The 16,962-nt window shown below is 75.2% G+C and carries 16 protein-coding genes; 6 read left to right on the forward strand and 10 right to left on the reverse strand.

The features are described 5' to 3' along the window. Positions 1-11 precede the first annotated feature (11 nt). Both ACQPZ4_RS37730 and ACQPZ4_RS37735 read left to right on the forward strand, forming a co-directional pair. The gene (locus tag ACQPZ4_RS37730) at positions 12-2,015 is read left to right on the forward strand and encodes a PP2C family protein-serine/threonine phosphatase (protein ID WP_433046934.1); all 2,004 of its coding nucleotides are present in this window, start codon (positions 12-14) and stop codon (positions 2,013-2,015) included. Next, on the forward strand, positions 2,008-2,430 hold the full coding sequence (locus ACQPZ4_RS37735; RefSeq protein ID WP_433046937.1) for a response regulator: 423 nt from the start codon (positions 2,008-2,010) through the stop codon (positions 2,428-2,430). The genes ACQPZ4_RS37730 and ACQPZ4_RS37735 overlap by 8 nt, the downstream gene beginning before the upstream one ends. On the opposite strand, the gene ACQPZ4_RS37740 is transcribed toward ACQPZ4_RS37735, so the two are convergent. Both ACQPZ4_RS37740 and ACQPZ4_RS37745 read right to left on the reverse strand, forming a co-directional pair. Next, the gene (locus ACQPZ4_RS37740) at positions 2,407-4,557 is read right to left on the reverse strand and encodes an ATP-binding protein (protein ID WP_433046940.1); all 2,151 of its coding nucleotides are present in this window, start codon (positions 4,555-4,557) and stop codon (positions 2,407-2,409) included. The two genes, ACQPZ4_RS37735 and ACQPZ4_RS37740, sit on opposite strands and share 24 nt — an antisense overlap. A gap of 16 nt (positions 4,558-4,573) precedes the next feature. Beyond that, positions 4,574-5,359 (reverse strand): hypothetical protein, encoded by a 786-nt coding sequence (locus ACQPZ4_RS37745; RefSeq protein ID WP_433046943.1) that lies wholly within the window; start codon positions 5,357-5,359, stop codon positions 4,574-4,576. A gap of 22 nt (positions 5,360-5,381) precedes the next feature. Here ACQPZ4_RS37745 and ACQPZ4_RS37750 point away from each other — a divergent pair, with 22 nt between their 5' ends. Further along, positions 5,382-6,098 carry a hypothetical protein gene (locus tag ACQPZ4_RS37750; protein ID WP_433046946.1) on the forward strand — a complete coding sequence of 239 codons (717 nt, stop codon included), beginning with the start codon at positions 5,382-5,384 and terminating at the stop codon, positions 6,096-6,098. A gap of 2 nt (positions 6,099-6,100) precedes the next feature. Here ACQPZ4_RS37750 and ACQPZ4_RS37755 read toward each other — a convergent pair whose 3' ends face one another. Together ACQPZ4_RS37755 and ACQPZ4_RS37760 are read right to left on the reverse strand one after the other, a co-directional pair. Beyond that, a complete protein-coding gene (locus ACQPZ4_RS37755) occupies positions 6,101-6,334 on the reverse strand; it encodes a response regulator transcription factor (protein WP_433046949.1) in 234 nt (77 codons plus the stop codon). Beyond that, positions 6,231-6,659, reverse strand: a complete 429-nt coding sequence (locus tag ACQPZ4_RS37760) for a hypothetical protein (protein ID WP_433067153.1) — start codon at positions 6,657-6,659, stop codon at positions 6,231-6,233. Before ACQPZ4_RS37760 ends, ACQPZ4_RS37755 begins: the two co-directional genes overlap by 104 nt. A gap of 68 nt (positions 6,660-6,727) precedes the next feature. Between ACQPZ4_RS37760 and ACQPZ4_RS37765 the strand changes: the two genes are divergently transcribed. Further along, entirely contained in the window at positions 6,728-7,009 is a 282-nt protein-coding gene (locus ACQPZ4_RS37765) for a hypothetical protein (protein ID WP_433046951.1), read from the forward strand. Here the strand turns inward: ACQPZ4_RS37765 and ACQPZ4_RS37770 are convergent. Together ACQPZ4_RS37770 and ACQPZ4_RS37775 are read right to left on the reverse strand one after the other, a co-directional pair. Beyond that, a complete protein-coding gene (locus tag ACQPZ4_RS37770) occupies positions 7,006-8,295 on the reverse strand; it encodes a WD40 repeat domain-containing protein (protein ID WP_433046954.1) in 1,290 nt (429 codons plus the stop codon). The two genes, ACQPZ4_RS37765 and ACQPZ4_RS37770, sit on opposite strands and share 4 nt — an antisense overlap. A 1-nt stretch (position 8,296) precedes the next feature. After that, positions 8,297-8,812 carry a SigE family RNA polymerase sigma factor gene (locus ACQPZ4_RS37775; protein WP_433046957.1) on the reverse strand — a complete coding sequence of 172 codons (516 nt, stop codon included), beginning with the start codon at positions 8,810-8,812 and terminating at the stop codon, positions 8,297-8,299. Between the two features lie 87 nt (positions 8,813-8,899). Here ACQPZ4_RS37775 and ACQPZ4_RS37780 point away from each other — a divergent pair, with 87 nt between their 5' ends. Next, complete coding sequence (locus tag ACQPZ4_RS37780) at positions 8,900-11,890, forward strand: putative Ig domain-containing protein (protein WP_433046960.1); 2,991 nt, start codon at positions 8,900-8,902, stop codon at positions 11,888-11,890. Here the strand turns inward: ACQPZ4_RS37780 and ACQPZ4_RS37785 are convergent. The 3 genes from ACQPZ4_RS37785 to ACQPZ4_RS37795 are packed head-to-tail and all read right to left on the reverse strand — an operon-like array spanning position 11,887 to position 13,249. Beyond that, positions 11,887-12,123 carry a hypothetical protein gene (locus ACQPZ4_RS37785; RefSeq protein WP_433046963.1) on the reverse strand — a complete coding sequence of 79 codons (237 nt, stop codon included), beginning with the start codon at positions 12,121-12,123 and terminating at the stop codon, positions 11,887-11,889. The two genes, ACQPZ4_RS37780 and ACQPZ4_RS37785, sit on opposite strands and share 4 nt — an antisense overlap. Before the next feature lie 42 nt (positions 12,124-12,165). Continuing rightward, on the reverse strand, positions 12,166-12,462 hold the full coding sequence (locus ACQPZ4_RS37790) for a hypothetical protein (protein WP_433046966.1): 297 nt from the start codon (positions 12,460-12,462) through the stop codon (positions 12,166-12,168). 19 nt (positions 12,463-12,481) lie between these two features. Beyond that, positions 12,482-13,249, reverse strand: coding sequence for an alpha/beta fold hydrolase (locus tag ACQPZ4_RS37795; RefSeq protein ID WP_433046969.1), 768 nt, complete (start codon positions 13,247-13,249; stop codon positions 12,482-12,484). 51 nt (positions 13,250-13,300) lie between these two features. Here ACQPZ4_RS37795 and ACQPZ4_RS37800 point away from each other — a divergent pair, with 51 nt between their 5' ends. Continuing rightward, positions 13,301-16,348 (forward strand): BTAD domain-containing putative transcriptional regulator, encoded by a 3,048-nt coding sequence (locus ACQPZ4_RS37800; protein ID WP_433046972.1) that lies wholly within the window; start codon positions 13,301-13,303, stop codon positions 16,346-16,348. Here the strand turns inward: ACQPZ4_RS37800 and ACQPZ4_RS37805 are convergent. Continuing rightward, on the reverse strand, positions 16,259-16,807 hold the full coding sequence (locus ACQPZ4_RS37805; RefSeq protein ID WP_433046975.1) for a dihydrofolate reductase family protein: 549 nt from the start codon (positions 16,805-16,807) through the stop codon (positions 16,259-16,261). The two genes, ACQPZ4_RS37800 and ACQPZ4_RS37805, sit on opposite strands and share 90 nt — an antisense overlap. Positions 16,808-16,962: the final 155 nt, after the last annotated feature.

The raw sequence follows: 16,962 nt of genomic DNA on the forward strand, positions 1-16,962 counted from the left end.
TGTTTCCTCAGGTGAGCGGGGAGGCGCGGGTGCTGGAGCTGGCGCTGCGCCTGGCCGAGGCGGGCGACTTCACCGCCGTCGCGGCCGAGGTGCTCGCCGTCGTCCGGGAACCGGCCGGGACCGTCGGGGCCGCGCTCGCCTGGCACACCGACGAGCCCGAGCTCGCGACCGTGGGTGACGGGCCGCTCACCTGCCTCGTCGCCGCCGGGCCCGAACCGGGGGTCGTGCGGGTGCTCACGCCCGCCGACGCCGTGCCGCTGCGCGAGGCCGGGCTCGGCGCGGCCGTGCACCTGACCGTGGCGACCGGGCCGCACGGGTCGGCCACCCTCGTCGGCCTGCTCAAGGACGGCGCCGACGTCGGCGCGGCGATCGCGGCGGTGGAGCTCGCGGCGGCTTCGGCCGCGCCCGTGCTGCAGCGGCTGGCGGTGGCCGAGCTGCACCGGGCCGAGCAGGCCAACAGCGCGTTCCTGGCCGAGGCGTCGGTGGTCATGGAGCAGTCCCTCGACCTGCCGGACACGCTGCAGCGGGTGGCCCGGCTGACCGCGCCGACGCTCGCCGACGGCTGCCTGATCTACCTCGACGAGGCCCCCGGAGACGTCGAGCTGGTCGCGTCCGCGCACGTCGACGCGCGGGTCGACCGGCGGATCCGGGCCGAGCTGCCCGGGGACGCGGCGCTGCGGGAGGCGGTCCGGTCCGCCCGCGGCGCCGAGGACGTCCGCGCCGCGCTGCCCGGCTGGCTGCGGCCCGACTCGGTGCGGCTGGTGCCGCTGCTGGCCCGGGACCGCCACGTCGGCACCATGGTGCTCACCGAGCGCGCGTCCGGGCGGCCGTCGCGGCTGCCGGGCCCGCAGTTCCTGGCCGACCTGGCCCGGCGGGCGGCCATCGCGATCGACAACGCGCTGCTGTACGAGCGGCGGGACGCGGCCGTGCTCGCCCTGCAGCGCCGGCTCCTGCCGCCCTCGCTGCCCGTGCTGGCGCGGATGGACCTCGCCGCCCGCTACGAGGCCGGCGATCCGTCGCTGGACGTCGGGGGCGACTTCTACGACGCGGTACCCCTCCCCGGCGGCGCCGTCGCGCTCGTCATCGGCGACGTGTGCGGCCGCGGGGCCGAGGCGGCCGGGCGCACCGCGCTCGCCCGGCACACGCTGCGGGCCCTGCTGGAGTCCGGCGCCGGCGCCCCGCGCGCGCTGCAGCGGCTCAACCGGGCCCTGCTCGACGAGGACGAGGACGGCGCGTTCTGCACCGCGCTCGTGGTCGAGGCGCGGCTGTGCGACGGGCGGGCCGAGCTGCGGATCGTCAACGCCGGCCATCCGCCTCCCGTTCTGGTACGGGCGAGCGGCGAGGTCGAGGAGCTCGGCGTCCACGGCCCGCTGCTCGGCGTCATCCCCGACGCCGAACTGGAGCCGGTGCTGGTCGAGGCGGGCGACGCCGACGCGGTGCTGCTCTACACCGACGGGCTCGTCGAGGCCCGGCGGGACCGCGAGCTGTTCGGGGCCGAACGGGTCCGCGACGCGCTGGCCGGGGCGGGCGCGGCGGACGCGGCCGAGCTCGTCGCGCGGGTGCACGCGGCCGTGGACGCCTTCCGCTCCGGCGGCAGCGACGACGACCTGGCCCTGCTCGCGCTGCGGCTGCGCGGCGGGGAGCTGTGCCGGGTCGCGCTGCCGGGCGCGAAGCAGGCGGCGGCGGAGGCCCGGCGCGCGGTACGGTCCGCGCTCGAAGCCACCCGCGTGCCGGAGCGGGCCGCCGACGACGTGACGCTCACGGTCAGCGAACTGGTGGCGGCCGCGGTGCTGGCCGGGCGGCCGGCGATGGAGCTGGTGCTGACCCGGGCCGGCCGGACCGTGCGGGCCGAGCTGCGCGCCGACGGGCCCGATCCCGCGCAGGCGCCGGCGGGCGGAGACACGGCCGATCCGGCCTGGCTGGTGGCGAAGATCGCGCAGCGGTACAGCGTCAGCCAGGGCGGTCGCGACGGTGTGGTGTTCGCATGGGCGGAGGTGGACGTGTCCGATGAGTGACCTGGTGTTGTTCGTCGAGGACTCCGCGCAGGACGTGGAGGCGGTCCGGCGGGCGCTGCGGCGCACGCATCCGGCCGTACACCTGGAGCATCTGCCGTCGGGAGAGGGCGTCGTCGCGCGGCTCACCGCCGGTGCCCTGACCCGGCCCCGGCTGCTGCTGCTCGACCTGAACCTGGTGGGGCTGTCCGGGATCGACGTGCTGCGCGCGGTGCGGGCCGAGGCGTCGCTGGACGACCTGCCCGTGGTGGTGCTGACCAGCTCGACCAACCCGCGCGACGTGGACGCCTGCTACGCCGCCGGGGCGAGCAGCTACCTGGTGAAGTCGGTGAACTTCACCCTCATGCGCGGCGCTATCGCGAACGCGGTCGACTACTGGCTGGGTTCCGACGCCTCAGACGGTGAACCAGAAGGTTGAGCCCTCCCCCGGCGTGGACTCGAGCCACATGCGGCCGCCGTGACGCTCGACGATCCGCCGGGCGATGGTGAGCCCGACGCCGGCGCCCTCGCCGCCGCTGAGCCGCCGGAAGATGCGGAACACCTCCTCGTGCCGGTCGGGGGCGATGCCGATGCCGTTGTCGCGCACGTACACGGCGGCGCCCCGCGCTCCGATGTGGACGGCCGGGGCGCGCTCCGCGGCGGCGTACTTCACCGCGTTGGACACCAGGTTCTGCAGCACCTCGTAGAGGCGGATCCGGTCGCCCCGCACGAGCGGCAGCGTGGTGTCGCGGTGCACGGTGGCGCCCCGCTCGGCGATGGCCGGCGCCAGGGACTCCAGCACCTCGTCCAGCACCGTGTCCAGCTCCACCTCGCCGGCGGGCGTCTCGCCGCGGCCCAGCATGGCGTACCGCATGACGGCGTTGAGCAGGTCGTCCATCCGCACCGCGAGCCGCCCGATGGTGTCCAGCCGGGCCATCGTGGTCGGGTCGAGGTCCTCGGCGTCCTCGGTGATGAACGCGGCCGCGTGCGCGATGCCCCGCAGCGGCTCCTTGAGGTCGTGCGACACCACGTGGGCGAACGCCTCCAGCTCCTCGGCCCGGCGCAGCACCACCCCGGCGATCGCGTGCCACAGGTCGGCCGCGATGGTCTGCTCGACGCGGCTCCAGCGGGTCGAGCGGCCGCGCACCGTCTCCCGCCACACGGCGGAGGAGCCGCGGGGGGTGAGGCGGTGGCCGTACCGGCTGGAGACCACCGGCCGCCCCGGGTCGGTGGCCCAGCGCACGTCCCGCGACGCCTCGCCCCGGCACCAGACCACGACGTCGGTCGAGGACAGCCGCAGCACCAGGATGCCGCTGGCGGTCTCGCTCAGCGCTTCCGCGCGCGGGTCGACCTCGCCGAGCCGGTCGGTGCTCCAGGCCCGCCCCACCTCGCCGCGCCCGGCCACGACCTCCAGCAGCGCCTCGGCGTCGGGCACCCGCCCGGCGGTGACGGTCTCGCCGCCGGCCCGCACGAGCACCCCGTCGGCCGGGATCAGGTCGAGCAGGTTCGGCTGCCCCTGCACCAGCCCGCCGGGCAGCGTGTCGGCCGCGTCGACGAGCAGCGCGACCATCGCCCGCCGCGCCTTGGCCTCGGCGCTGGCCAGCTGCTGCTGCTCGAGCGCGGCCAGCTGCAGCGACAGGGCGATGCCGAACATCTCGCAGGCGGCCCGCTGCTCCGGCCCGAGCACGGTGGGCCGGCGGCCGTGGCAGGCGATGAGCCCCCACAGCCGCCCCTCGTGGATGAGCGAGACCGACATCGACGCGGCGACGCCGATGTTGCGCAGGTACTCGATGTGGAACGGCGACACGGTCCGCAGCGCCGACCCGGACAGGTCCAGCGGCCGATCGGTCCCCGGCCGCAGCGGCGGCACCAGGCCCGCCCCGGGATCGTCGACGTCCGCGATCACCCGGATCCAGTTCCGCGTGTACAGCCTGCGGGCCTGCGGCGGGACGTCGGTCGCCGGGAACCAGAGCCCGAGCCAGGGTTCCCGGTCGGCGTCGGCCTCCTCGGCGATCACCTGCCCGGGCCCGTCCCCGTCGAACCGGTAGGCCACGACCCGCGCGTACCCGGTGAGCCGCCGGATCTCGTGCACCGCCGCCTGGCAGAGGTCCTCGACGGTCGCCTTGTCGCCGAGTTCCTGCGTGGCCGCGCGGAACAGGCTGTACAACCGGGTGAACTGCGCCCTTTTCCGCCCCGCCGGTTCGAACTCGCAGACCAGCAGCCCGTCACCCCGGTGCAGGCTGAGGTCGAACGCCCGCTCACCCACCTCGACCTCGAGAAACGCGCTGGCCGTGGCGGCGCTCTGGCGGACCAGGTCGGCCTGCTCCGCGCCCAGCAGCTCCACCAGCTGGTGCGGTTCGGTGCCGAGCACCGCGGCGGCGTTGTCGCTGACGACGACCGCGCGCAGCGTCTCCTCGTCGACGGCGACGAGCGCCCCGTGCGACTGCACGCGCCCGAGCAGGTGGATCTGCTCGGTGACGCACGCACTGAGGTCGAACGGCGTCCCGGTCTCGTACTCGGCGGCGATCTCCCGCGCCGACAACTGGCGCGGCTGGTACTCGGTCACCTGCCCAACGTACGGCTCACTGCATCGCCGTGCCCGGCGGGTGGTCGAACGAGCCCGGGCAGCGGAACACGTAGAGCGAGTACCCGCGCCCGATCGTCACCCCGGTCGGCACGGGCCGCGCCCCCTCGGGCTCCTCGACCGGCCGCCAGGTCCCCCGCCCCTGCCACTCACTGGACGCGGCGGTGAACAGCAGTGTCATCCCCGCCCCGCAGACGTCGCAGTCCACGGGATGAGGGTCGGTGAGCGACCAGTTCGCGAAGCCGCCGACCTTCCAGCCGGGGGCGAGCGAGAGGTCGTACTGGTAGTCGACCCGCGCGAGCCGCCGCCGCAGCTCCGGCGGCAGCAGCCCGAGGTACTCATACTCGCGCACCCGCTCGGGATGCACGACGCACGGCTCCGGTACGTACTGCTCCTCCGGCTCCTCGGGCCGCGGCGGGTCGGCCAGCACCTCGGCCACGTCGCCCGCGCGCCGCCAGACCAGCCGGACCAGCGGGTTGTACCCCTCGTCGGGATGGTCGAGCGGGCACCAGAGCACCTGCAGCAGGTCGCTGCCGTCGGGCCCGGCGAAGTCGGGGATGTCGCGGCGGTACAGCTGCGCGACCGGCACCATGGCGCCCTCGTCCTGCGGGCACATCGGCCACGGCTCGGCGGCCGGCCACAGCAGCGGCCCGCCGACCGAGCTGTCGCCGACCCCCGGCGCGCCCGGCCGCGGGTGGAGCCGGGTCGCCGTCGCGGTGTGGTCGCGCAGCTCCGGTACCAGCGCGGCCACGTCGACCGGCCGGGGAGGGGTGGTCCGCGTCATCCTGACACCCTAGGCTCGGACGATGCGGGTCTGGGCGATGCTCCTGACGGCGATCATCCTCAGCACGGCCGGCGCGACGGCCGGCTCCTGGCTCGGCGGCCGCACGACCGCGCACCTGCCCACCGACGAGGGCGCCCGGCGGCTGGCCGCCGAGATCGTCCCCGGCGCCGCACCCGAGGGGCAGGTCAACCGGCGGGACTACGCCTACGGCTTCGCGCTGGGCGACGACGACTACGGGCCCGGGTTCGTCGACGTGCAGTACACCGACAAGGACTGCGCCTTTCCGGGCCGGGCCCTGGACCACGCCACGAGGGCGGGCTGGGGCGACGTCCACCGCCGGCACGGGTTCCAGTGCGACGAGTGGAGCGCCCGCCGCGGCGACCTCGTGGTGACCCTGACCGACGGCGGCGGCGGACCGGCCCTGACCTTCTACCGCGCCACGCCGGCCGCCCTCGGCTGGGCCACGCTGCTCGGCGCGGTCCTCGGTGCCCTGCTCGGCGCGGCCCTCGGCACCCGCCTGCGCCCCGGCCTGGTGCTCGTGCTCGGCGCGCTCGCGGTGCTGCCCGGGGCCGCACTCGGCTCGGTCGGCGCGGTGCTCAACGCCATGTTCCCGCCCGCGCTGCCGTTCTGGACCGTGTGGGTGTTCATGGTGTACCTCCTGCTCCCGTTCTGGGCCGCCCTGGTCCTCGCCGGCTTCGTGGTGCGCAAGCTCAGGGCCCCGGAGGCTCAACCGGCCTGAGGTCAGGCGGTGCCGGCGACCCGGGACAGCAGAACGCGCCGGCTGCGGGTGGCGGTCTTGGCGAAGATGGACTTGAGATGGTCCTGCACCGTGTTCTCGGTCAGGAACATCGAAGCCGCGACGGTACGGGTGTCAGCCCCCGCGATCAGGTGCTGGAGCACCTCGGTCTCCCGCGCCGAGAGGCCGGTCGCCCGGGCGAACACAGCGGCGCGGTCGGCGGGTGAGGACTCCTCCACGGTGACCGCGATCCGCGCACAGCAGCTCGCGCCACAGCAGGCTCTCGGCGGGCGCGTCCAGGCGGGCCGCGGCGCTCAGGCCGGTCCACCGGTTCACCTTCGTCAGGTACTTCAGCCGGATCAACCGCGGCAGCTCGGGCATCAGCGCCGGCGGCACCGAGGCCAGCGGCGCCGTGCCGACCGCGGTCTCCGGGTCGGTGAGCGGCCAGACGTAGGCGTCGAACGGCACCACCCGCGCGAGCTCGGCCAGCGCGGCGGCCCGCAGCGCGCGCGAGTCGCCGGCGGCGTCGCCGATCCGCCGGAGCCGCTCGAGCGCCCTGTCCACGCACTCACGGTACGACTCCCAGACTTCTGGGATACGGCGCGAACCGCCCGGGGTCATAGCGTCGGCGCATGACGACACTGCGGATCGAGCACCCGATCACCGACTACGACACCTGGCGGCGCGCGTTCGACTCGTTCGCCGAGGCGCGGGCCCGCGGCGGCGTCCAGGGGCAGCGGATCCTGCGGCCCCTGGACGACGAGCGGTACGTCTGCGTCGACCTCGACTTCCCCGACGCCGGCGCGGCCGAGCGGTTCCTGGCCTTCCTGCGCGGCTCGGTCTGGGCGAGCCCGGAGCGCGCGCCCGCCCTGGCCGGCGCGCCGCAGACCCGCATCCTGGACCTGGCCGGCTAGGGCCGCGTGCGCACGATGAGCCACCCCACGCCCTTGCGGACGGCGACGAACAGCAGCACGAAGCCGCCGATCAGCGCGTAGACCCAGACCGGCGCGGCGAACGGGTTCGGACGCGCCTCGGGGCCGCCGAAGGTGCCCCGCTCCACCAGGTCCAGCGGGATGACCGGGACGCTCGCGCGCTCGTCCAGGGTCACCAGGGTCCGCTCGCCGTCGGGGCCCAGCTGGACGATCACGGTGTCGCGGCCCGGGTTGCCGCGGACGGCCACCACGTCGTCGCCCCGGAACCCGAGCACCGTGTCCGCGCGGCCGAGGCGGCGCACCTCGGCGCCGGTCGCCGCGTCCAGGACCACCGCGTGCGACTCCTCGGCCACGGTGCAGGAGGTGCTCCGGTCCGGGCACATGGGCGCGGTCGTGGCCAGGTGCCGGCCGTCGGGGCTGTAGACGATCGGGCCGGTGCGGGACGTGGCGACGTCCCAGCGCACCGTGCCGGCCAGGTCGACGGCCAGCAGGCGGTTCTCGCCGTCGCGGCCGGCCGGGATCACGACCGTGGCGCCGTCCGGGGCGATCGCGAACGCGTCGAACCCGATGTCCTCGACCGGGGGCTTGGCCTGGTCGACGGTGTAGGACGGCGCGGCCGAGCCGGCCGTGTAGACGGTGGTGATCCGGCCCGTCGCCACGTCGACGAGGTTGACCTGCCGGCCGCGGGCGTCCCAGAGGAGCGAGGCGACCGTCCGGCCGTCCCGGGACCAGGCCAGCGGCTCGCCGCCGGGCACGTCGACGGACCTGCCGGTGGTGAGGTCGAGGATGCTGGTGCCGCCCACGATCAGCCGGCGGCCGTCGGGGGACACGTCGCGGCGGATCGGGCCCTCGGGCAGCTTCCGGATGCGGTACGCGCCGTCCGTCCCGACCACCACCGTCGAACCCGAGCGGTAGCGGCCCTCGGCGGTGTTGAAGACCACGGCGGCCGGACCGGGGGCCGAGTCGGCGATCGTGGCCTGCCACAGCCACGGGAGCCGCACCTTGGACGGCACCACCCCCGTGGAGCTCGCCGGGGCCGGGGTGGCGGGCTCGGCGCCGTGCGGGCCGGTCGACCACCAGACCGGGATCGCGAGCAGCAGCACGACGACCACGGCGACGGTGGTGCCGGCCGTGCGGGCCAGGCGGCGGCGCCGGCCCCGCTGCCACGCGCGCTCGGGAAAGCGCGGCGGCGGCATCCGGTCGGCGACCGCGGTCAGTGCGGCCCGGACGGAAGCGGCCCGGACGGACTCGGTGTTCGGCTCCTGCACCTCAGCTCCCCTCTCCGGCGGTGGCCAGCTCCGGCGCGACCTCGCGCAGCCGGGCCAGGGCCGCGCGGGCGTGACTCTTCACCGTGCCGACCGACAGGCCCAGGATCTCGGCGGTGCGGGCCTCGGTCTGGTCCTCGAAGTACCGCAGCACCAGCACTGCCCGCTGCCGCCGGCTCAGCCGGGACAGCGCCTGCGCGACCGCCACCGACAGCACGACCCGTCCACTGTGGTCGTCGCCCCCCGCCCCGGGCGGCTCCGGCGGCTCGGCGACCGGCACGTCCCGCCCGCGGTGCCGCCGCCACGCCGAGACGTGCTGCGAGTAGAGCACGCGGCGCACGTACGGGTCCGGGTCCCCGTGCCGCTCGATGCGCTCCCACCGCGACGCCACCCGCTCGAGCGTGGCCTGCACGAGGTCGTCGGCCTGGTGGACGTCCCCGGTCAGCAGGTACGCCACCCGCGTCAACCCCACCAGCCGGTCCCCCACGTAGCGGCGGAACGACTCCTCTGCCTTCTGCACCGGCACCTCCCGATGGCATACACGCTCGCATGCCCTGTTTTGGAGGGGGACGCATCTTTCCGTAATTGATCCACTACTCTGTGCTACGTGCGGAAACGGTTGACCGGTGCGTTCGGGGTCTGTCTCATCATGCTGGCGGTAGCCGGCCGTCCGGTGGCCGCGGCGGCGGCGCCGGCCCACCATCCGGAGTCGCTGACGCTGCGGGCGTTCGTGGCCAGCAACTGGATGGACTGGGTCACCTACTTCGACGTGGCCTCCAACACCAAGCTCGGCAACGGCAAGACGGGCAACTGGGGCCCGAACGACCTCGTGATCGCGCCGGACGGCTCGAAGATCTACGCGTCGGGGCTCGCCGGCCTCGTCGTGGCCATCGACCCGTCCACGATGACGATCACCAGTGGCGTCAGCCTCAACACCTCGCTGTACGGGCTGGCGCTGTCGGCGGACGGATCGCGGCTGTACACCGCCAATCCCGGCAGCGGCACGGTGTACGTCATCGACACGGCCACGATGACGAAGGTCGACACGATCACCGGGTTCACCTACCCGATGGACGTCGCGCTCAGCAAGGACGGAACCCGGCTCTACGCGGCCGACGGCTCCGGCCTGACGGTGGTCAAGCTGTCCGACGGCTCGCTGGTCACGAAGGTCCCCACCGGCAGCTTCCCGTACCGGTTGGCGGTGTCGCCGGACGGCGGCACCGTGGCCCTCACCGACCACCAGGACCACAACGTCAGCCTCATCGACACGGCCACCAACACCAAGACCGCCACCGTCGTCACGGACGTCCGCCCGAACGGGCTCGCGTTCACGCCGGACGGCACGGAGGTCTGGGTCGCCAACGAGGACGGCGACGACGTCGCCGTGGTCGACCTCGCCTCGAAGACCCGGACCGATCTGATCTCGCTCGGCTCCACCTCCGGCCCCTACGGCGTCGCGTTCACCCCCGACGGCGCCAGGGCCTACGTGTCCAACATCGGCTCGGGCACGGTCAGCATCATCAACACCGGCACGAAGACGCAAGCCGGCGGGTTCTTGAATGTGGGCGGCGGCCTGCAGGACGTCGTGGTCGGCCTGGTCGACGTCCACCCGGTGATCTCGACCGCCACCCTGCCGGACGCGCTCATCGGCTCCGCCTACAGCGCCACGCTCACGGCGGCCAACCTGAGCGGGACGAAGACGTGGACCCTGCCCAACGGGGGCCTCCCCGCGGGGCTCTCGCTCAACGCCTCGACGGGCGCCATCACCGGTACCCCCACCGGCCAGGCCGGCACCGCCACGATCACGTTCCGGGTCTCCAACGGCACCGACTCCGCCACCAAGCAGCTCGACCTGAACATCGCCGCCGCGCTCGCCGGCTCCACCGACCCCGTGCCGCCGGGCGTGACCGGCCGCGCCTACACCGCCTCGCTGGCGGCCTCCGGCGGAACGGGCCCGTACACGTACGCGGTGACGACCGGCGCGCTGCCGGCCGGGCTGAGTCTCGACCCGGACACCGGCGACATCACCGGCACCCCGGCCGGCCCGGCGGGCGACACCCAGTTCGCGGTGACCGTCACGGACTCCGCCAGCGCCACCGACGTCCAGGCCTACACGCTGAGCGTCGTCCCGGCCCTGGCCGTCACGTCCACGACGCTGCCCGCGGGCGGCGTCGGCGCGCCCTACACGGCGACCGTCGCGACCGCGGGCGGGCTCACGCCCTACGGCTTCGCGGTGACCGCGGGCGCCCTGCCGGCCGGGCTCACGCTCGACCCGGCCACCGGCGAACTGAGCGGGACGCCGACCACACCCGGCGCCTACAACTTCACCGTGACCGTCACCGATGGCGGCGGCGGCACCGCCGGCCAGGCCTACACCCTGACGCTGACCTCGACGCCCACGGTGAACACGAACACCCTCCCGGACGCCGTCGTCGGCACCGCGTTCGCGCAGACCCTGTCGGCCGGCGGGGGCAGCGCGCCGTTCACCTGGAGCATCGTCGCCGGAGCGCTGCCGGCCGGGCTGTCGCTCAACCCCGCGACCGGCGAGCTGACCGGCACCCCGACGGCCGCCGGGACCGCGAGCTTCACGGTCCGGGCCACCGACGCCGGCGCCGTCACCGTGGATCAGCCGCTCACCATCGTGACCCGCGCCGCCCTCGCCCTGCCCGCGCCGGTGCTCCCGGCGGCCGCGGTCGGCGCGCCCTACACGGCGGCCGTGGCGGCGAGCGGTGGCGTACCGCCGTACGCGTACACCGTCAGCTCCGGTCTCCTGCCGGCCGGGCTCGCGCTGAACCCGATGACCGGCGCGATCACCGGCACCCCGACCGGCCCCGCGGGCGACTACACGGCGACCGTGACGGTGAACGGGACCGTCAACCAGACCATCACCGTGCACGTCGACGTGGACGCGCCGAGCGGGGTCACGGCCACCGCGCAGGTGTCCTCGATCCAGGTCGGCTGGACCCCGTCGACGGCGGCGGGCGTGACCGGGTACACCGCGACGGCCAGCCCGGGCGGCGCCACCTGCACGGCGAGCGGCGCGCAGGCGACCGGCTGCGTGCTCGGCGCCGTCGCCGGTACGCCCACCACGGTCACCGTCGTGGCCAACGCGCCGACCGGGGCCTCCGCGGCCGGTCCGGCCTCGGCCGCGGTGACCGCCACCGCGCCGGTCGCCCCGGCCACGCCGCCGGCGCCCACCACGGCGACCAGCCTGACGACCGATCGCGGCAGCGTGGACAAGCTGGCGGCGGGCGAGCAGATCACGTTCCTGGGCACCGGGTTCGCACCGCGCTCCACGGTCGTCATCACGCTGTACTCCGACCCGCAGACCCTGGGCCAGGTGACCACCGACGCCAACGGTGACTTCGCCGCTCCGGTGACAGTGCCGGCTGCCCTGGCCGGCGGCACCCACACCGTCATGGCACAGGGGGCAGCCCCGGACGGCACGCTCCGCGCGATGACCCTCACGGTGACGGTGGGCACCGGAGCGCTCGCGGTGACCGGGAGCGATCTGAGCGGGCCGCTGACGCTCGGGCTGCTGCTGCTCGCGGTCGGGCTCGGGCTGTTCCTCAGCGGCCGCCGGGCGCGCCGGAGCTAGGGATTGTTGCGGTACCGGCGGCGTTCGATGTCCTTCAACACGTCCGGGTCCCACTGCGAGGCGTTCCAGTCGTCCGCGGTGGGCTGGGCCGCGATCGGGGAGGACGTCTCGCCGCCGGTGACCAGGTCGTAGCGGTCCGCGGCGTAGGGGCGGCCGGGCGCGACCTTCGCGCGGATCCACGCCCGGGTGTGCACGACGCCGGCGATGAGCAGCGCGCAGCCGAGCAGCCGCACGGCGCACGCCCCGAGGAGGGACGAGACGAACAGCCCGGCCGCCTACAGGACGACGAACGCGCCGGCACCCCAGAAGCCGAGGTGCCCGTAGGAGGGCGAACCGTGCTCGCGGGTCTGCTTGACGGCGGCGTAGATGTAGAACGCCAGGCAGAGCAGCAGGCCGACGGACACCCCCAGCGCGGCGTAGCCGAACAGCAGCAGGAAGAGCCAGACCGCCTTCGCCTGCAGTTCGCGCGGGAGGTCGCCGAAGGAGAGCACCACCACCGTCGTGAACGCGACCAGCACCGCGTACAGCACCGCGAAGGCGATCACCCGCCGGCACGCCGCGTTCCACTCCATGACTGCTCCCCCCGACGACTCATGGACGATCGTCGAGGATAGCGAGAAATTCCTCCACCATGGGGGCGACCCAGTCCGCCCGCTGCGGGACCGTGGTGTGGGTGGTGCCGGGCAGGATCGCCAGCCGGCACGCGGGCAGCCCGGTCAGGTCGCCCGCCACTCCCCCGCCGAGCAGCCGGAACATCTCGACCGCGTGCTCGGGCCGGACGATGTCGGCGTCGGCCAGGATCAGCATGGTCGGCGCGGCCACGGCCCGGATCTGCTCCGCCGTCCACTGCGGCAGGTCGGCGTCGAGGGCCTTCATCTTGGTCACCAGGTTCGCCCAGCCGGCCGGGTCGGGGGCGGTGCGCAGGTACTCCTCGTGGAACTCCGACCCGTGCAGGTGCTCCGGCCGCAGGTCCGCGATGCCGTCCAGCAGCCCCGGGTGCATGCCGCCGTTGTGGAAGCTCACCGACGCGAGCACCAGCCGCCCGACGCGCCGCGGGTGATCGGTGCCGAGCCGCAGCGCGACGGCCGCGCCCATGCTCCAGCCGAGCACGTCGGCCCGCTCGATCCCGAGCCGGTCGAGCAGCTCGACGACGTCGGCCGCGAAGTGCTCGACGGTGAACGGCCGGGCGATGTCCGGCGTGCGGCCGTGCCCCTGCAGCTCCACCGCGATCACCCGCCGGCTCTTGGCCAGCAGCGGCAGCAGCGTGCCGAACGAGGTGTCGATGCCGGACAGCGCGCCGTGGATCAGGACGAGCGGGCGGGTGTCGAGGGGACCGTGGTCCTCGAAGTACATCTCCATGCCCACCACCATCGCGAGCTGCGCTTACGGTCTCCTTTAGGCTGGCTTGCGATGCGATTCGGGGTGCTCGGGCCGCTCGCCGTGACCACCGACGCCGGCGAGCCCGTCGTCGTGCCGGGCACCAAGGTCCGGGTGCTGCTGGCCGACCTGCTCGTGCACCGCAACCACGTCGTCTCGGCCGACCGGCTGATCGACGACCTGTGGGGCGACGAGCCGCCCGCCAACCCCGCCGGCGCGCTGCAGGTCCGCGTCTCCCAGCTGCGCAAGGCGCTCAACGACGCCGAGCCGGGGGCCCGCGACCTGATCGAGTCGCGCGCGCCCGGCTATCTGCTGCGCACGGACGCCGTGGACGCCGACCGGTTCGACCGGCTGGCCGCGTCCGGCGAGCTCGCGGCGCTCACCGAGGCGCTCGGACTGTGGCGGGGCGAGCCCTTCGCGGACATGGCCGACGAGGAGTTCGCGCGCGCCGAGGCGACCCGCCTGGCCGAGCAGCGCCTGGCCGTGCACGAGCGGCTGGCCGAGGCCCGGCTGGCCCGCGGGGAGCACGACCTCGTCGCCGCCGACCTGGCCGGGCTGGTGGCCCGGCACCCGCTGCGCGAGGGGCTTCGGGCGCTGCAGCTGCGGGCCCTGTACGGGGCCGGGCGCCAGGCCGAGGCCCTCGACTCCTACGCCGAGCTGCGCGACCGGCTCGCCGGCGAGCTGGGCCTCGATCCCGGCCCGGAGCTGGCCGCCCTGCACCGGCGGATCCTCGGCCACGACGCCACCCTGGCCCCGGCGCCGAAGCCGGCCGCGGCGCTCGTGCGCAACGCCCTCCCGGCCCGGCTCGACGAGCTCGTCGGGCGGGCCGGGGCGCTGACCGAGCTGCGGGCCCTGCTGCCCCGGCAGCGCCTGATCACGCTGGTCGGTCCGGGCGGGGTGGGCAAGACCCGGCTGGCCACCGAGGCGGTCCGCGCGCTCGGGCCGGACGACGTCGCCTTCGTCGAGCTGGCCCCGGTCCCGGCCGGGCAGGACATCGCCGAGCGGGTGCTCGCCGCGCTCGGGGTCCGCGAGTCGGCCGGCACCGACCTGACCCCCGAGGACCGTCTTTTCGCGTCGGTACGGTCCAGAGCCGTCACCATCGTGCTCGACAACTGCGAGCACGTCGTCGCCGCGGCCGCCACGCTCGCCGGAAGGCTCCTGCGGGACGCGCCCGAGGTGCGGCTGCTCGCCACCAGCCGGGAGCCGCTGAGCATCGCGGGCGAGCTGGTCTGGGACGTGCCGCCGCTGAGCCTGGCCGCGGACGAGCGGGACGTCGACGCGGTGCGGCGCTCGGCCGCGGCCCGCCTGTTCGCCGCCCGCGCCGCCGCCCAGCAGCGCACGTTCCGCCTCGACGAGCACACCGCGCCCGCCGTCGCCCAGCTGTGCCGGCGCCTCGACGGGCTGCCCCTGGCGCTCGAGCTGGCCGCGACCCGGGTCCGGGCGCTGGGCCTGCGCGGGGTCGTGGAGCGCCTCGACGACCGGTTCGCCCTGCTCGCGACCCAGCAGCGGGACGTGCCCGAGCGGCAGCGCACCCTGACCGCGGTCATCACCTGGAGCTGGGACCTGCTCGACGGGGAGGAGCGGGCGGTGCTCGCCCGGCTGTCGGTCTTCGCCGGCGGCTGCACCCCCGAGGCCGCCGAGGAGGTCGGAGAGGCCGATCTCGACCTGCTCGCCCGGCTGGTCGACCGGTCGCTCGTGGTCCTCGACGAGACCGGGATTTCGCCACGGTACCGTCTGCTGGAGTCGGTCGCCGCGTTCGCCGCCGCCCGCCTGCCCGACGCGGACAAGGTGCGGGACCGGCACGCCGCGTACTACACGGCGCTCGCCGAGCGGGCCGACCCGCTCCTGCGCGGCCCGGAGCAGCCGCACTGGCTCGCCGTGCTCGACGCCGAGTCCGCGAACCTCGCCGCCGCCCTCGCGCACGGCCGCGATCCCCGCCTGGCCGCCGCGCTGAGCTGGTACTGGTTCCTGCGCGGCCGGCTCACCGAGGCGCGCCGGGCGTTCGGGCTCGCCGGGGCGCAGGGGGCGTTCGGGCTCGGGTTCGCGCTGCTGCTCGGCGCGCCGGCCGTGCCGGACGAGGTGCGCTCCGCCCTCGACGGCGCCTCCGAGCTCGAGCGCTGGTTCGTGGCCAACGCCGTCTTCGGCCGCAACGACCTCGCCCTCACCGCCGAGCTGCTGCCGGACGAGCCCGCGGACCGCTGGGTGGCGGCGGCGACGCTGATCACCCGGGCCACGCTCGCCCACGCCACCGGCGACCTCGACGCGCTGGAGCGGCACGGCACCCGCTGCGCCGCCCTGTTCGCCGAGCTGGGCGACCGCTGGGGCCGGCTGCAGGCCACGGACTGGGTCGGCGGCCTGGCCGAGATGCGCGGCGACCACAAGCGGGCGGCCGCCCTGCACCGCGAGGGCCTGCGCTGGGCCGAGGAGCTGGCGCTGTGGCCGGAGGTGGCCAGCAAGCTGTCGTGGCTGTCCTGGCTGGCCGTGCAGACCCGGGAGTACGCGGCCGCGCGGGAGCTCGGCGAGCGGGCCTTCGCGCTGGCCACCGCCCAGGGCAACCCGACCGCGATCGTCTTCGCCGAGCTCGGCCTGGGCATCGGCGCCCGCCGCGAGGGCCGCCTGGACGTCGCCGAGGACCACCTGGGCCGGCTGGCCGGGCAGGGGCGGGCCGAGGCGCAGCCGGCGCTGTACCTGCCGATGGTCCTGGTGGAACTGGGCTACGCGGCCGAGACGAGGGGCGACCCGGCGGCCGCGGCCGCACTGCACCGCGAGGCCCTGGCCGCGGCTTCGGCCATGGGCTCACCGCGCGACGGGATCGCGGCCCTGGAGGGTCTGGCCGCGGTGCTCCCCGACCCCGTGGAGGCCGCCCGCGTGCTCGGCGACGCGGCCGCGCGGCGCGTGCGGTTCGAGGCCCCGGCGGCCCCGGCCGAGCGCGACGAGATCGACCGGGTCACCGCCCGGCTGGTCGCCGCCCTCGGCGCGGACCGCTTCGCCTCACTGCACCGGGGTGTAGGAGGCGATGATCATGCCGCTCTTGTGCACCCGGGTCCCGGCGAGCGCGAACGAGGACGCGATCTCCCCTAGCGGCGCGGTCAGGCTGGGCCCGCCGGCGAGCACCGGGCAGATCCAGAAGTGCACCTCGTCCACCAGCCCGGCCTTGACGAGCTGGTCGGTGACGGAGCCGTAGCCGTACTGGATGATGTTCTTGCCCTCGGTGTTCTTGATCGCCGTGACCGCCTCGACCAGGTCGCCCCGCAGCACCTCGCTGTTGTTCCAGCTCGGGTCGGTGAGCGTGGTGGACGCGACGTACTTCTTGACGCTGTTGAAGTACGCGGCGCCGGTGCTGGGGTCGCTCTCGTCCCGCGTCGGCCAGGCCGCGGACATCCCGTCGTAGGTGGCCCGCCCCATGAGCAGCGCGTCGGCCGCCTCGGTCAGCGCCCCGGCGAACTCCTGCGCCTCGGCGTCGAAGTACGGCATCGTCCAGCTCGGGTTCTCAATGACGCCGTCGAGCGTGATGTACGTCGAGTTGACCAGCTTGCGCATCGGATTCTCCTTGAGTGGTGTCCCGCTGACAAAGATCACTCTGCCCCACCCCCCTTACGATCCGCTTCAGGTCGCCTTGTCGTCGCCGCCGCGAGCTCCTTCGCCTACCGGCTCGGGCCGTGCGCGCTCGCCGCGCTGCCCGAGTACGACGAAGC

The organism is Dactylosporangium sp. CS-033363, assembly GCF_050942475.1.
Taxonomy (GTDB): domain Bacteria; phylum Actinomycetota; class Actinomycetes; order Mycobacteriales; family Micromonosporaceae; genus Dactylosporangium.